At 64.3% G+C, this 15,513-nt stretch carries 15 protein-coding genes; 8 read left to right on the forward strand and 7 right to left on the reverse strand.

Translation table 11 applies throughout. The features are described from left to right. Nucleotides 1–67 precede the first annotated feature (67 nt). The 8 genes from aroQ (at nt 68) to HDG32_RS11680 (ending at nt 7,001) form a co-directional block, all read left to right on the forward strand. A complete protein-coding gene (gene aroQ, locus HDG32_RS11645) occupies nt 68–523 on the forward strand; it encodes a type II 3-dehydroquinate dehydratase (RefSeq protein ID WP_090801901.1) in 456 nt (151 codons plus the stop codon). A 78-nt stretch (nt 524–601) separates the two neighbouring features. Beyond that, nucleotides 602–1,075, forward strand: a complete 474-nt coding sequence (accB, locus tag HDG32_RS11650) for an acetyl-CoA carboxylase biotin carboxyl carrier protein (protein ID WP_090801903.1) — start codon at nt 602–604, stop codon at nt 1,073–1,075. A 116-nt stretch (nt 1,076–1,191) separates the two neighbouring features. After that, entirely contained in the window at nt 1,192–2,556 is a 1,365-nt protein-coding gene (gene accC, locus HDG32_RS11655; protein WP_184006568.1) for an acetyl-CoA carboxylase biotin carboxylase subunit, read from the forward strand. A 3-nt stretch (nt 2,557–2,559) separates the two neighbouring features. Then, complete coding sequence (gene prmA, locus HDG32_RS11660; protein WP_184066844.1) at nt 2,560–3,462, forward strand: 50S ribosomal protein L11 methyltransferase; 903 nt, start codon at nt 2,560–2,562, stop codon at nt 3,460–3,462. Nucleotides 3,463–3,509: 47 nt separating this feature from the next. Beyond that, the gene (locus tag HDG32_RS11665; protein WP_184066847.1) at nt 3,510–4,892 is read left to right on the forward strand and encodes a zinc-ribbon and DUF3426 domain-containing protein; all 1,383 of its coding nucleotides are present in this window, start codon (nt 3,510–3,512) and stop codon (nt 4,890–4,892) included. Nucleotides 4,893–4,964: 72 nt separating this feature from the next. Further along, nucleotides 4,965–5,465 carry a thiol peroxidase gene (gene tpx / locus HDG32_RS11670; protein WP_090801909.1) on the forward strand — a complete coding sequence of 167 codons (501 nt, stop codon included), beginning with the start codon at nt 4,965–4,967 and terminating at the stop codon, nt 5,463–5,465. Nucleotides 5,466–5,560: 95 nt separating this feature from the next. Beyond that, nucleotides 5,561–6,499: a carbohydrate kinase family protein gene (locus HDG32_RS11675; protein WP_090801910.1), complete on the forward strand. Its 939-nt coding sequence runs from the start codon at nt 5,561–5,563 to the stop codon at nt 6,497–6,499. Nucleotides 6,500–6,524: 25 nt separating this feature from the next. After that, on the forward strand, nt 6,525–7,001 hold the full coding sequence (locus HDG32_RS11680; protein ID WP_184006573.1) for a glycine zipper 2TM domain-containing protein: 477 nt from the start codon (nt 6,525–6,527) through the stop codon (nt 6,999–7,001). Nucleotides 7,002–7,225: 224 nt separating this feature from the next. On the opposite strand, the gene HDG32_RS11685 is transcribed toward HDG32_RS11680, so the two are convergent. The 7 genes from HDG32_RS11685 to HDG32_RS11715 form a co-directional block, all read right to left on the reverse strand. Continuing rightward, nucleotides 7,226–7,852 (reverse strand): histone H1-like DNA-binding protein, encoded by a 627-nt coding sequence (locus HDG32_RS11685; RefSeq protein WP_184066851.1) that lies wholly within the window; start codon nt 7,850–7,852, stop codon nt 7,226–7,228. 29 nt (nt 7,853–7,881) lie between these two features. Continuing rightward, nucleotides 7,882–8,199, reverse strand: coding sequence for a hypothetical protein (locus tag HDG32_RS11690; RefSeq protein WP_184066854.1), 318 nt, complete (start codon nt 8,197–8,199; stop codon nt 7,882–7,884). An 87-nt stretch (nt 8,200–8,286) separates the two neighbouring features. Beyond that, the gene (locus HDG32_RS11695; protein ID WP_090805471.1) at nt 8,287–9,522 is read right to left on the reverse strand and encodes a ribonucleotide-diphosphate reductase subunit beta; all 1,236 of its coding nucleotides are present in this window, start codon (nt 9,520–9,522) and stop codon (nt 8,287–8,289) included. Between the two features lie 590 nt (nt 9,523–10,112). Then, nucleotides 10,113–13,136 (reverse strand): ribonucleoside-diphosphate reductase subunit alpha, encoded by a 3,024-nt coding sequence (locus HDG32_RS11700; RefSeq protein ID WP_184066857.1) that lies wholly within the window; start codon nt 13,134–13,136, stop codon nt 10,113–10,115. Nucleotides 13,137–13,669: 533 nt separating this feature from the next. Beyond that, the gene (ampD, locus tag HDG32_RS11705; RefSeq protein ID WP_184066860.1) at nt 13,670–14,266 is read right to left on the reverse strand and encodes a 1,6-anhydro-N-acetylmuramyl-L-alanine amidase AmpD; all 597 of its coding nucleotides are present in this window, start codon (nt 14,264–14,266) and stop codon (nt 13,670–13,672) included. Continuing rightward, nucleotides 14,263–14,574, reverse strand: a complete 312-nt coding sequence (locus HDG32_RS11710; RefSeq protein ID WP_090801917.1) for a PP0621 family protein — start codon at nt 14,572–14,574, stop codon at nt 14,263–14,265. The genes ampD and HDG32_RS11710 overlap by 4 nt, the downstream gene beginning before the upstream one ends. An 8-nt stretch (nt 14,575–14,582) precedes the next feature. Continuing rightward, nucleotides 14,583–15,506 (reverse strand): inner membrane protein YpjD, encoded by a 924-nt coding sequence (locus HDG32_RS11715; RefSeq protein ID WP_184066863.1) that lies wholly within the window; start codon nt 15,504–15,506, stop codon nt 14,583–14,585. Nucleotides 15,507–15,513: the final 7 nt, after the last annotated feature.

The raw sequence follows: 15,513 nt of genomic DNA on the forward strand, positions 1-15,513 counted from the left end.
GCGAAACTAGACAAGTTTCTCTAATCAGCGCTAAAGTGCGCGCAATTCCACGGAAAAAGAAGCGACCATGACGCGACTGCTGGTACTGCACGGACCCAACCTCAATCTTCTCGGCAGCCGGGAACCCGAGGTCTACGGTCGCGTGACCCTGCCGCAGATCGATCAGGCGCTGGCGGACCGCGCAGCCGACGCAGGCGTCGAACTCGCGTCGTTTCAGAGCAATCACGAAGGCGCACTGGTCGACCGTATTCAGGCGGCCCGCACCGAGCAAACCGATTTCATCCTGATCAATCCCGCCGCGTACACACACACGAGCGTGGCCATTCGCGACGCACTGGCGGGGGTCGGCATCCCGTTCGTCGAGATTCATCTGTCGAACGTGCATCGCCGCGAACCGTTCCGGCATCACTCGTATTTCTCCGACCAGGCTGAGGGCGTCATTTGCGGCCTCGGCTGGAAGGGGTATCTGTACGCGCTCGAATTCGCGCTCGACCGGCTCGCGGCCGGGTCGTCGCGCGGCTGAATCCAAACACGTCCAATTTGAGCCGGCTACTGCGACTTGCACACGCCGGCACACTACGCATTGAAAAGGGGCACCCTGATGGATCTACGTAAACTCAAAACTCTGATCGACCTCGTTTCGGAGTCCGGTATTTCCGAACTCGAAGTGACCGAGGGCGAAGGCAAGGTCCGCATCGTCAAGAATGCGCCGCCGGTTTACGTCCAACCGTCCGCCTCATACGCCGTACCGCAATTCGCACAACCGGCACCGTTCGGCGCTGTCGAAGCACCGGCAGCCCCCGCGGGCGCTCCGGCCACGCCGGCCGCCGCCGCACCGCAGGGTCACGTCGTCACCTCGCCGATGGTCGGCACGTTCTACCGCGCGCCGTCGCCGGGCGCCGATCCGTTCGTGCAGGTCGGTGACACGGTCAAGGAAGGCCAGACCATCTGCATCATCGAAGCGATGAAGCTGCTCAACGAGATCGAGTCGGACAAGTCCGGCGTGGTCAAGGAAATCCTCGTCGAAAACGGCCAGGCGGTCGAATACGGCCAACCGCTGTTCGTGGTCGGCTAACGCGGCACGCACTATTTGCCGCCCGCGCGCCGCTCGTCCCGAGGCGCGCGACCGATCCTCTGCGGCAGCCGGCGTCGTGACCGACCCGGCGCCCATTGATGAGTCGAAAACCCGCTATGTTTGAAAAAATCCTCATTGCCAATCGTGGCGAGATCGCGCTTCGTATCCAGCGCGCCTGCCGCGAGCTCGGCGTCAAGACGGTCGTCGTCTATTCGGAAGCCGACAAGGAAGCCAAGTACGTGAAGCTCGCCGACGAGGCGGTCTGCATCGGCCCGGCACCGTCGAATCTGAGCTATCTGAACATGCCCGCGCTGATCAGCGCGGCCGAAGTCACCGACGCCGAAGCGATCCACCCCGGCTACGGCTTCCTGTCGGAGAACGCCGACTTCGCCGAGCGCGTCGAGCAGTCCGGCTTTACCTTCATCGGCCCGCGTCCGGAAACGATCCGCATGATGGGCGACAAGGTCACGGCCAAGCAGACCATGATCAAGACCGGCGTGCCTTGCGTGCCGGGTTCGGAAGGCGCGCTGCCGGACGATCCGAAGGAGATCGTGAAGATCGCCCGCCAGATCGGTTATCCGGTCATCATCAAGGCGGCCGGCGGCGGCGGCGGCCGCGGCATGCGCGTGGTCCACACGGAAGCGGCGCTCGTCAACGCGGTCATCATGACCCGCGAGGAAGCCGGCCGCGCGTTCGGCAACCCGCAGGTCTACATGGAGAAATTCCTCGAGAACCCGCGGCACATCGAAATCCAGGTGCTGGCCGACTCGTTCAAGAACGCCGTGTGGCTCGGCGAGCGCGACTGCTCGATGCAACGCCGTCACCAGAAGGTGATCGAGGAAGCGCCGGCGCCGGGTATCGCGCGTCGTCTGATCGACCGTATCGGCGATCGTTGCGCGGACGCGTGCAAGAAGATGGGCTATCTCGGCGCGGGCACCTTCGAGTTCCTGTATGAAAACGGCGAGTTCTACTTCATCGAGATGAACACGCGCGTACAGGTCGAGCATCCGGTGACCGAACTGATCACCGGTGTCGACATCGTGCAGGAACAGATCCGCATCGCGGCCGGCGAGAAGCTCACGTTCCGTCAGCGCGACATCCAGTTCCGCGGTCATGCGATCGAATGCCGGATCAACGCCGAAGATCCGTTCAAGTTCACGCCGTCACCGGGACGCCTGACCTCGTGGCATATGCCGGGCGGTCCCGGCATCCGCGTCGATTCGCACGCCTACAATGGTTATTTCGTGCCGCCGAACTACGATTCGATGATCGGCAAGCTGATCGCTTACGGCGCCACGCGCGAACAGGCGATCATGCGGATGCGCATCGCGCTGTCGGAAATGGTGGTCGAAGGTATTCAGACCAACATCCCGCTGCACCGTGAGCTGATGCTCGACGCGAAGTTCGTCGAAGGCGGCACCAGCATCCACTACCTCGAAAACCGGCTGGCCGCGCGTCAGCAGGTCGCGGAAGAAGCGTAAGTCATGAGCTATCGGGAACTGGTTGCCGAACTGGCGCGCGAGCACGCGGAGGAGTTGTCCGACGCGCTGCTCGAGCTGGGCGCGTTGTCGGTGTCGGTCGAAGACGCCGACGCCGACACGCCCGACGAGCAGCCGCTGTTCGGCGAGCCCGGCCTCACGCCGGATCGCACGGCATGGCAGCATTCGCGCGTGATCGCGCTGCTCGCGCCGGAACACGATCCGGCCGTGCTGCTAACCGCCGCGGCCAACGAGATCGGACTCGATGCCGCGCCGGCATATACCGTGCGCGAGGTCGAGGAGCAGGACTGGGTGCGGCTCACGCAGTCGCAGTTCGATCCGATCCAGATCGGCGAGCGCATCTGGGTCGTGCCGTCGTGGCACGATGCGCCGGACCCCGACGCGCTCGTGCTCGAACTCGATCCGGGTCTCGCGTTCGGCACCGGCAGCCACCCCACCACGCGTCTGTGCATGGAGTGGATCGAGCAGTCGATCAAGCCCGGCCAGTCCGTGCTCGACTACGGCTGCGGCTCGGGCATCCTCGCGATTCTCGCGAAGAAGTGCGGCGCCGCTCCGGTGATCGGCATCGATATCGATCCGCAGGCGGTCGAATCGGCGCGTCACAATAGCGAACGCAATCACGCCGAAGTCACCTATGGCCTGCCCGACGCCTGTCCGGCCGGCGAATTCGACGTCGTGGTCGCGAACATCCTGTCGAATCCGCTCAAGCTGATGGCATCGATGCTGTCGTCGAAGGTGAAGCCGGGCGGCCACATCGCGCTGTCGGGCATTCTCGCCCGCCAGGCCGAGGAGGTCGCGCAGGTCTACGCGCGCTGGATCGATATCAGCGTGTGGCGCGAACATGAAGGTTGGGTGTGCCTCGCCGGAACGCGCCGCGAAAGCAATTAGAATAAGGCGTATTGTCAACCTAACGGCCTCAGGCTCAACGGCTCGATATGCACCTGGCAACGCGTTGCCCCTTCTGCGAAACTGTCTTCCTTCTGCAACCGGCGCAGCTTGCGCAGCGCCGCGGCCTCGTGCGGTGCGGGCATTGCCAGGAAGTCTTCGACGCGTCGAGCAGTCTGTTCGACGTCTCCGAAGGCGGCGATTTTTCCACGGCCAAACCGGTTGCGGCCGCGGCGGCAATCGAAGCGCTGTCGGGTGTGCGGCAACCCAACCCGGACTTCAGCGGCGACGCGTGGGACCCGTGGGCGCCGGCTTCGGAACAAGACTCCACCAGCATTTCCCGCAGCACGCTCGATGCCCGTTTGCGCGACCACGCGAGCAGCGTGCCGCTCGCGCCGTTGCCGCTTGGCGGCAACGAGCACGCACCCGTCACATCGGGCACTCCTCGCCAGGCGACCGAACCGGAATTGCGCGCCGGCGCTTTCACGGCACCGCTACCCGCGGACGATGAGCCGACGCTGGCCGACGCGCCGCTCGAACCCTTCGCCTATCCCGCCGACAACGCGGTCGATGAACCGCCTGTCGTCCCGCCCACCGCGCCTGCTTCCCCACCGCGAGTCGAAGACGAAGCGCCGCGCGTCTGGCACAAGATCGAACGCCCCGAGCCGTCCACGCTCGATGAACCGGCGCTGCGCGAACCAGCAAGTCTGCATGGCATGCCCGACAACGAGCCGCACTTCGGCCCGGTCGGTGGGGGCATGGGCGGCTTCGGCGCCGCCGCAGGCATGGGTGCCGCAGGTGCTTCGGGCGCCGGCGGTCCCGGCGGCCCGCGCCCGCCGGGCGGTCCGTCGCTCGCCCCATCGAGCGGCGAGCCATTCTCGGTCAATCCGCCCGTCAGCGATGGCGACGATCCGTTCCCGGTCGTGCGCGAAACCCGCCCGGTGGACGCCAGACGCGTCGGCTGGATCGTCGCCGGTGTGGTGCTCGCCGCGCTGCTCGTCATTGCGCTGCTCGCGCAACTCGCGTGGTGGCAACGCGAGACCGTGATGGTCAACCTGCCGCGCTCGCAGATCCTGTACGCGCAGGCCTGCGCGCATCTCGGCTGTCAGCTGACGCCGCCGCACGATATCGAAGGCCTGCTGGTCGAGCCCTCCGATCTGCGGCAGATCGACGGCCCGCACAAGCTCGAGTTGAAGATGCCGCTGCACAACCGCCTGAACATCGCGCTCGCCTACCCCGCGATCGAACTCACGCTGCTCGACGATCAGAACAACGTCGCCGTGCGGCGCGTGCTGTGGCCGCAGGATTACGTGCCGCCCGGCACCGTGATCGCGTCCGGCCTGCCCGCGCACGCGACGCAGACGATGATCGTGCACCTCGACACCGGCAGCGCGATTGCCTCCAATTTTCGCGTACAGATTTTTTATCCGTAACGCACCCTCGCGCGCCCGCTCCCGAGCGGGCGCATCATTGTCATCACTGACGCCCTTTTCGGAGCACAACACATGAGTCAAGTCACGCTGGGTGGCAACCCGATCGAAGTAAGCGGCACGTTCCCGTCGGTCGGCCAGCAGGCCGCCGCATTCTCGCTGATCGGCCGAGACCTGAAGCCGCTGACGCTCGCCGACTTCGCCGGCAAGCGCAAGGTGCTCAACATCGTCCCGAGTCTCGACACGCCGACCTGCGCGACGTCGACGCGCAAGTTCAACGAAGCCGCCGCGAAGCTCAGCAACACGGCCGTGATCGTCGTGTCGGGCGACCTGCCGTTCGCGGCGTCGCGCTTCTGCACGACCGAGGGCATCGAGAACGTGGTGACCGCGTCGACGTTCCGCGGCCATGAGTTCGCGCAAGCGTACGGCGTCGACGTGACGAGCGGTCCGCTGACCGGCCTGACCGCGCGCGCGGTCGTCGTGCTCGACGAAAACGACAAGGTCGTGCACGCCGAGCTGGTCGGCGAGATCAAGAACGAGCCGAACTACGACGCAGCGCTCGCCGCGCTGAAGTAAGCCCTCTCGCGCGCGAACCACGGCGCCGCGCCTCGCGCGCGGCGCTGTCGGCGCGGCGCGTCTCTTCCCACCGCTTTCATACAGGAACGCTCGCCTTGGCTACGCTCATCTGCGGCTCGCTCGCGTACGACAACATCATGACCTTCGAAGGCCGCTTTCGGGAGCACATCCTGCCGGAGCAGGTCCACATCCTGAACGTAAGCTTTCTCGTGCCGACCATGCGTCGCGAGTTCGGCGGCTGCGCGGGCAACATCGCCTATGCGCTGAATCTGCTCGGCGGCGACGCACGCATCATGGGCGCGATCGGCGCCGTCGACGCACAGCTCTATCTGGACCGGCTCGCGCAGCTCGGCCTGTCGACGGAAAACGTGCTCGTCGTGCCCGACACCTACTCGGCGCAGGCGATGATCACGACCGACCTCGAGAACAACCAGATCACCGCTTTCCATCCGGGCGCGATGATGCAGTCGCATCAGAACCGCGCCGACGAAGTGGCGGGCCTGACGCTCGGCATCGTCGCGCCGGACGGCTATGACGGCATGGTCCAGCACTCCGAACAGCTTGCCGCCGCAGGCGTGCCGTTCATCTTCGATCCGGGCCAGGGCTTGCCGCTATTCGACGGCGAGACGCTGCGGCGCATCATTGAACTTGCTACTTATGTAGCGGTCAACGATTACGAAGCCGCGCTGGTGAGCAACAAGACCGGCTGGTCGATCGAACAGATCGCCGGCAAGGTCGACGCGCTGATCATCACGCTCGGCGAGAAGGGTGCGCAGATCCATCACGGCGGCGGTATCGAAGAGATTCCGGCGGTAACGGCCAGGCAGGTGCTCGATCCCACCGGCTGCGGCGACGCGTTTCGCGGTGGCTTGCTCTACGGTATCGAGAAGGGTCTCGGGTGGGCCACGACCGGCCGTCTCGCCAGCCTGATGGGCGCACTGAAGATCGAGCATCAAGGCCCGCAAAACTACGCGCCCAGTCGGGCGGAAATCAACGAGCGGTTCAAGCAGGCCTTCGGATACGACCTGCACTGATATCGCGTGCTATGGGAGTTTGGGAATGAGAACATCGAGTCGCCTGATCGTCGTCACCTTGATCGCCGGTTCGCTGGCCATGTCGGGGTGTGCGGTCAACAGCAGCTCTCCCGACGTTTTCACCGCCTCGCAGGCGCAGCGTGAACAGACGGTTCGCATGGCCACGGTGGAGAGCGTGCGCGCGGTGCGGATCAGCACGAACGACGGTCAGCCGATCGGCATCGGCGCACTCGGCGGCGCGGCGCTCGGCGCGCTCGCCGGCAGCACGATCGGCGGCGGACGTGGCTCGGTCGCGACGGGTATCGTCGGCGGCATCGGCGGTGCGGTCGCCGGCAATGCAATCGAAAACCGCGTCGCCATGCGCGACGGTATCGAAATCACCGTGCGCCTCGACAACGGCGACATGCGCGCCGTCACCCAAACTGCTACCGGCGAAATCTTCCGCGCCGGCGATCGCGTGAGGCTGCTGTCGAGCGGCGGCGTCACGCGCGTCACACACTAAGCGCACCTCCCGCGCGGCGGCGCGTAGTTCAGCGCCGCGACGACGACTTCACACGCATGGGTCCTCACGGGTCCATGCGTGTTTTTTCTTTTCGGGACGACGGGCAAAAAAAACCCGCCACCAGCACACCGGTAACGGGTCATTGACCGGGTGGCGCCCGCAAGAAATCGAGCACCACCCGGTCATCCGACACATCGTACGATGTGTCGACTTACTGCTACTGCTTACGGACGGCTGCCCGTCGGGAACGGCCATGCCGCTGCCGGGTTCAGCGCGGTCTTCACCGTCGCCGCCGGTGCGCTCGAGACAGCAGGCGCAGCGGGAGCAGGCGCGGCCTTCTTGGCGACAGCCTTCTTCGCAGGGGCAGCCTTCTTCGCAGGCGCAGCGGCCTTCTTCGCGGCAGCCTTCTTGGCAGGTGCAGCTTTCTTGGCTGCAGCCTTTTTGGCAGGCGCCGCCTTCTTGGCAGCGGCCTTCTTCGCCGCGACCTTCTTCGCCGGTGCTGCCTTCTTCGCTGCGGCCTTCTTCGCCGGTGCTGCCTTCTTCGCTGCGACCTTCTTCGCTGCGACCTTCTTCACCGCGGCTTTCTTCGCCGGTGCTGCCTTCTTCGCCGCGACCTTCTTGGCTGCAACCTTCTTCGCCGCGACCTTCTTCACTGCGGCTTTCTTCGCCGGTGCTGCCTTCTTCGCCGCGACCTTCTTCGCTGCAACCTTCTTCGCGGCGACCTTCTTCACTGCGACCTTCTTCGCGGCGACCTTCTTGGCCGGAGCAGCCTTCTTAGCGGGAGCAGCCTTCTTTGCTGCGGTCTTCTTTGCTGCGGGCTTCTTGGCCGCGGCCTTCTTTGCAGTTGCCATCATTTTCTCCTTCAGGTTTTCAGATGAGGTCAGTTCAAACTACACCCTTCGTCAAAACCCGCTTCCCGCGGACGCTTCTCAGGGCGCGCGCTACGAAGCGGGCTATTCATCGGCGTACGCAGGTGCGGCGCGCTTACGCTAATGAATGCGGTAAGGCGCGCCGTGCCCGAAGGCACCGCGCGCCAAATCTGGTCGGCGTCGCAAGGCGACGCCGGCAATTGCTTGATCGGGCCGCCGGCAGCGACGCCAGCGGCTTTTTCCGGGGGGAAGTTTGCCCATCCCACTGAAGGGTCCGCAAAGTGCCTGTCATGTTGGTGGGCCGTCAAGGCACCGGGCACGCTTTGCATCAGGCCGTTCTGCTCCTAACCCGGGGCGCCGCGGCCACAGGCGGCGGCATCCCCATCAATGAATACATCCGCGATACGAATCCCGGCTTACTCCCAGGAAAGCGCACCGCCAGTCTGATATTCGATCACTCGCGTCTCGAAGAAATTGCGTTCCTTCTTCAGATCGATCATCTCGCTCATCCACGGGAACGGGTTTTCCTCGTTCGGGTAGAGCGGATCGAGACCGATCTGCTGGCAACGGCGGTTGCAAATGAAGCGCAGATAGCTCTTGAACATCGACGCGTTGAGGCCGAGCACGCCGCGCGGCATCGTATCTTCGGCGTAGCGGTATTCGAGCTCGACCGCCTGCTGGAAGATCGCGCGAATTTCGGCGCGGAATTCGGCCGTCCACAGGTGCGGGTTTTCGAGTTTGATCTGGTTGATCAGGTCGATGCCGAAGTTGCAGTGCATCGACTCGTCACGCAGGATGTACTGGTACTGCTCCGCCGCGCCGGTCATCTTGTTCTGGCGGCCGAGCGCCAGGATTTGCGTAAAGCCGACGTAGAAGAACAGGCCTTCCATCACACAGGCGAACACGATCAGCGAGCGCAGCAGCGTCTGGTCTGCTTCGAGCGTACCGGTCTTGAAGGCCGGGTCGGTCAGCACGTGGATGTACGGAATCAGGAATTCGTCTTTCGCGCGGATCGATGGAACCTCGTGATACGCGTTGAAGATTTCGCCCTCGTCCAGACCGAGCGACTCGACGATGTACTGGTAAGCGTGCGTGTGGATCGCCTCTTCGAACGCCTGGCGCAGCAGGAACTGGCGGCATTCGGGCGCCGTGATGTGGCGGTAGGTGCCCAGCACGATGTTGTTGGCGGCGAGCGAATCTGCCGTCACGAAGAAACCCAGGTTGCGCTTGACGACGCGGCGCTCGTCTTCGGTCAGCCCGTTCGGGTCTTTCCACAGGGCGATGTCGCGCGACATGTTCACTTCCTGCGGCATCCAGTGGTTGGCGCAACCCGCCAGATACTTTTCCCAAGCCCACTTGTACTTGAACGGCACCAACTGATTGACGTCAGTCTGGCCGTTGATGATGCGCTTGTCGGCGACATTGACGCGCGCTTCGGAAGCGGCCGCCGCGTTGGCAACCGCGTTGCCAATATGAGCGACGGGAGCGACAGCGACGTCGTTCGCGAAGACTTCTTGAGCGGAGGGAGCATGCGGCGCGGAACGCGTTCCGATTTGCGAATCCACAGCCGACCCCGCAGCGTTGCGCAACACGTTCGGTTGCGTCGCGCTCGAGGGAGTTACGGCAGTGATCTCGTCATCCCAGTTGAGCATAAATGTCACCATCAATTTAGAACGGTTTGTACCATCTTTTCACGAGCGATAAAAGAGTTCACTCGCGAAAATTCCTGTTTTCGATTCGCGTTGCTACGTTCATACAACACTTTGTTCGACATGCTGCGTGTGACCCATCCAGTGACGCGTGATGAACGCGAGTTCAACATGTGTTGCCGAGGTCCTTCGCGAACTCGAAGAGCAACGTTTCGACACGACGTTTCGTTGCTCTATCTATATGTATTGCGCAGTGCGTTCACGGCATCCGCCGACTGATCGATGGACTGATCGACTGATCGACTGATCGATGCCGCACGAGCCGCGCATCGCGAGAGTCGGCGGTGAGCCGTGTCGAGCGTGTTGCGTCAGCGTTGGCGGTCGAGGTGCGATGCCATGTCGTGCGATCGTCTGGTGTTGCCAACGGCTGGGTTGCTTCACTGCATCGACGAGCGGTGAGACTTCGATACTGCTCACCGCTCGTCGACCTGCTTTCTACTTCATCGACGGGGCGCGTCGCTCACCGCCTGCGGATCACCACCTACGACCCTCGCGTGCAGTTAGCAAGCATCGCTCCCGCTGCTTGCCAATCTTTACTGGCAAGCCTCGCACTCGTCGAAGCCAGGATCGCCCGGACGCATCATGCAGACCGGACCATCCGCTTCGGGTGCCGCGTCGACCGCGACCGCGGCAGTCGCTGCGAGCGCTGCAGCAGCCTGCAAGCCGCCGCCCACACCACCCGCCGCGCCGCCGCCCACGCCGAAGCCGCCTGCCGCGCCGCCTGCGCCACCCGAGCCGTCATGACCCGAACTCACCGCGTTCAGCGCGCCGTGCGCGACCGTCGACTTCTCGACGTGCGTCGCCGCCATCGTGCGCAGGTAGTAGGTGGTCTTCAGTCCGCGCAGCCATGCGAGCTTGTAGATCTCGTCGAGCTTCTTGCCCGATGCGCCCGCCATGTAGATGTTCAGCGACTGCGCCTGGTCGATCCACTTCTGACGACGCGAAGCCGACTCGACGAGCCACACCGGATCGACTTCGAACGCGGTCGCGTAGATCGCGCGCAGGTCGGCCGGGATGCGGTCGATGCGCGACAGCGTGCCGTCGAAGTACTTCAGGTCGGCGACCATCACTTCGTCCCACAGGCCGCGCGCCTTCAGGTCGCGCACCAGGTAGTCGTTGACCACCGTGAACTCGCCCGACAGGTTCGACTTCACGTACAGGTTCTGATAGGTCGGCTCGATGCACGCCGACACGCCGATGATGTTCGAGATCGTCGCGGTCGGCGCGATCGCCACGCAGTTCGAGTTGCGCATGCCGTAGGTCGAGATACGCGAGCGCAGCGCGGGCCAGTCCATCGACTCGCTCGAATCGACCTCGACATAACCGCCGCGCGCCTCGGCAAGCAGCGCCACCGAATCCTGCGGGAGGATGCCGCGATCCCACAGCGAACCGCGGTAGCTCGCGTAGCGGCCGCGTTCTTCGGCCAGCTCGGTCGACGCGTAGTACGCGTAGTAGCAAACCGCTTCCATCGAGCGATCGGCGAACTCGACCGCTTCCTGCGACGCGTACGGCGTGCGCAGCACGTGCAGGCAGTCCTGGAAGCCCATGATGCCGAGGCCGACCGGACGGTGCTTCAGGTTCGAGTTACGCGCCTTGGCGACCGCGTAGTAGTTGATGTCGATCACGTTGTCGAGCATGCGCATCGCGACGCTGACCGTGCGCTTCAGCTTGTCGTGGTCGAGCGCGAGCGTGCCGTCGGCCTGCTCCTTCAGGTGCGCGACGAGGTTCACCGAGCCGAGGTTACAGACGGCGATTTCGGCGTCGCTCGTGTTCAGCGTGATTTCCGTGCACAGGTTCGACGAGTGGACGACGCCGACGTGCTGCTGCGGCGAGCGCACGTTGCACGGATCCTTGAACGTGATCCACGGATGGCCGGTTTCGAACAGCATGCCCAGCATCTTGCGCCACAGCTGCGCCGCCGGGATCTTCTTGAACAGCTTGATCTCGCCGCGCGCGACCTTGTCTTCGTAAGCCGTGTAAGCCGTTTCGAACTCGGCGCCGAACTTGTCGTGCAGGTCCGGGCAGGTGGACGGCGAGAACAGCGTCCAGTCGCCGCCTTCCATCACGCGCTTCATGAACAGATCGGGAATCCAGTTCGCGGTGTTCATGTCGTGCGTGCGACGACGGTCGTCGCCGGTGTTCTTGCGCAGCTCGAGGAATTCCTCGATGTCGAGGTGCCACGATTCGAGGTACGCGCACACCGCGCCCTTGCGCTTGCCGCCCTGGTTCACGGCGACCGCCGTGTCGTTGACGACCTTCAGGAACGGCACCACGCCCTGCGACTTGCCGTTGGTGCCCTTGATGTGCGAGCCGAGCGCGCGCACACGGGTCCAGTCGTTGCCGAGGCCGCCGGCGAACTTCGACAGCAGCGCGTTTTCCTTCAGCGCTTCGTAGATGCCGTCGAGGTCGTCGTCGACCGTGGTCAGGTAGCAAGACGACAGCTGCGAGCGGCGCGTGCCGGAGTTGAACAGCGTCGGCGTCGAACTCATGAAGTCGAAGCTCGACAGCACGTTGTAGAACTCGATCGCGCGCGCTTCGCGGTCGATCTCGTTCAGCGACAGACCCATCGCGACACGCATAAAGAATGCCTGAGGCATTTCGATACGCACGTTGTCGTGATGCAGGAAGTAGCGGTCGTACAGCGTCTGCAGACCGAGGTAGCCGAACTGCAGGTCGCGGTTCGCATCGAGCGCGGCCCCGAGGCGCTTCAGGTCGAACTGCAGCAGCTTGTCGTCGAGCAGCTCGGCTTGCACGCCGCGCTTGATGAACTGCGGGAAGTACTCGGCGTAGCGCTCGCCCATCTCGGCTTGCGTGACTTCCTCTTCGAGAATCTCGCGGCGGATCGTATGCAGCAGGATGCGCGCGGTGACCTGGCTGTAGGCCGGGTCCTTTTCGATCATCGTGCGGGCAGCGAGGATCGCCGAGTCGTACACCTGGCTCATCGGCACGCCGTCGTACAGGTTCTTCACCGTTTCCGCGACGATCGGCTCGGCGCTTACGGCGTCGCCGAGGTTCGCGCACGCGGACTCGATGATGCCGCGCAGCGCAGCCATGTCCAGCGGACGCGTGATGCCGTTGTCGGTCACGTTCAGGTCCGGGGTGCTGGCGCTTTCCGCTGTCTGACCTTCATGGGCGTCATGCGCGCGCACCTGGTTGCGCTTCTCGCGATACAGCACGTAAGCACGCGCGACGTTGTGTTCGCCGCCGCGCATCAGCGCGAGTTCGACCTGATCCTGAATGTCTTCGATATGGAACGTGCCGCCGTTCGGACGGCTGCGCACCAGCGCGCGCACCACGTTCAGCGTGAGTTGCTCGACCAGTTCGCGCACCCGTGCCGACGCCGCGCCCTGACCACCGTTGACGGCGAGGAACGCCTTCGTCACGGCGATCGCGATTTTCGACGGCTCGAACGACACCACGCTGCCGTTGCGGCGGATCACCTTGTAGTCGGCGTAATTCGCTTGCGGCGCGAGCGCCTGCGCGCCTTGGGTCTGGCCGAAGGTCTGGCCAGTCGGTGAGCCCTCGTAACGGGTCGTCACGTTGTCGGTGGTTTGCATGTGCAAAGCTCCTGGTCTTGGAAATATTGCGGCGAGTGCCGCGGATTAAATCGAACGCCGCGCCGCCGCGTGCGCGTGCGATGAGGTGCAGGAAGGCCGGCGACGCCGGTTGGTGGGATGCATCTGCGAGGAAGCCTGGTTCGATTTGATGACGGTCTTCATCGGGTCGGTCGCGATCACTGGCTGGTCCTTTCCTGAATGCTTCTGGATGCGGCCGGAGATCCCCTACCGGCTGCGCCCCAGGAATTTTTTTCGCTGTCTGGAATGCTTGCGGTGCCATGCTCGGGGAGCGGGACGCCGCAGACTTATCCACTCTTATTCACTCGGTTATGCACATGGTTATTCACAGCACAACACAAGATATAGTGCGAAACTCAGTTGTCGGCACCAAGTATAGTGGAGTTTCGAGACAGGTCAAAAGGTTTTATTTGCGCTCGCAGTCTTGACTTTTGCTTCACGCGGCGCGCAGAAGCTCCCCGGAGAAGCAGGCTGCGCCTCGTTCTCCGTGGATCACGCAAGATCGTGCGAAGGGGTTACCGCGTTTCGGGAAACTTGAGATAGGGGAAATACCGACCGTCGAGCAACGTGTCGCGCTGCAGTCGCGGCCACTCGAAATACGGACCGGGATCGGTCTTGCGACCGGGTGCGATGTCGGAGTGGCCGGCAAGCGCGTCGATCGGATAGCGTGCCGTCAGTGCTCTGACGAGCGCGGCGAGCGTGCGGTATTGCGTCGCTTCGAAGGCGGTGGTGTCGCTGCCTTCGAGCTCGATGCCGATCGAGAAATCATTGCAGCGCTCGCGGCCGAAAAAATTCGACGGCCCCGCGTGCCACGCGCGCTCGTTGCACGACACGAACTGCTCGAGTGCGCCATCGCGATGAATCACGAAATGCGCGGACACGCGCACGCCGCGCAGATGCGTGTCGTAGTACGGGTGAGTGTTGCAGTCGAGCGCGTTCTGGAACAGCTCGGCAATCGCGGTGCCGCCGAACTGGTTCGGCGGCAGGCTGATGTTGTGAACGACGATCAGCGTCGGCAGCGCGCCTTGCGGCCGCGCTTCGAAGTTTGGCGAGGCAAGCTTGCGTGCGGCAGGAACCCAACCGTCGGCATCGACGGTGTACGCGCCGCTCATCGGGCGTCGCGGCCGCTCGGACGCGCGCCGTGGCGCTGCGCGTGCGCGGCGCAGCAGAACGCCTGCCCCGCGACGCTGACCGAGTCGCTCTTCGGTGCGTGCACGCCGCACTCGACGCAGCGGATCATCGGCTCGGCAAGCTGCGGCTGTTGCCCATTCGAAGAACGCGCGCCGCCATTCGCGGTGCCGGCAGCGTTGGCGCCGCCGGCACCGGTGCGTTGCGCGGATTGCGCGTCGTGGCGGCGCAGCGCCTTCACGAGCCATTGACCGACGATGAACAGCAGAATCAGCAAAAAGATTTGTCGCATGGGGACACTCACACCACGGGCCGGTGCAACAGCACCTCGAAAACAAAACGGCTGCCGACGTACGCGAGCAACAGCGCGACGAACGAGGCCAGCACCCAGCGCAATGCCGCACGGCCGCGCCAGCCGGACACCTTGCGCGCGGTCAGCAGCGCGCCGAACATCACCCACGAAAGAATCGCGAACACGGTCTTGTGATCGAGCCGCAACGCGCGGTCGACCAGCTGCTCGCTGAACAGGATGCCCGACAGCAGCGTCAGCGTGAGCAGCACGAAGCCGGCGCCGATCAGACGGAACAGCAGCTTCTCGAGCGTGAGCAGCGGCGGCAGCGCGTCGAGCCAACTCGACCACCAGCCATTGTCCGCCGCCGCGTGCCTTTGCGCGAGACCACCGCGCATCGAATGCAGACGCCGCTCGACCGCCAGCATCAGCACCGCGTGCAGCGCCGCGATCGCGAACAGACCGTACGCGATATTCGCAATCAGGAAGTGCAGCTTGAACATCGGCGCGGCCGCATACGGCAGCACGCGCACGCCGCCGAACGCGAGCGGCAGCAGCGACGCGACGCACGCGAGTGGCAACACCAGCAGGCGCAGTCCGTCGAGCGGGAAAAAGAAACTCTCGATCCAGTAGATGCCGGCGCCGAGCCAGAACATCGCCGACAGCGCGAACGCGAAGCCGAACACCATCGCGTTCTGCGGGAAGATCGTGGTATGGAGCAGCACGCCGTGAGCGAGCAGCGCGACGAACAGCAGCGCGCGCCCGGGCGCGCTCATGCCGGAGGCCACCAGAGCGCCCGCGTTGGCGGCATGACCGGGCAGCGGCGGCACGCTCTCGAGCAGCGGCCGCACGGCCGCGTGCCGGTGCGAGCGCCAGCCGGCCACGGCAAGACCGCCATAGAGAAGCGCGGTGAGGGCATACAGTACAATATCCATATTCGAA

The sequence above is a fragment of the Paraburkholderia sp. CI2 genome (assembly GCF_014201055.1).
Classification (GTDB): domain Bacteria; phylum Pseudomonadota; class Gammaproteobacteria; order Burkholderiales; family Burkholderiaceae; genus Paraburkholderia; species Paraburkholderia tuberum.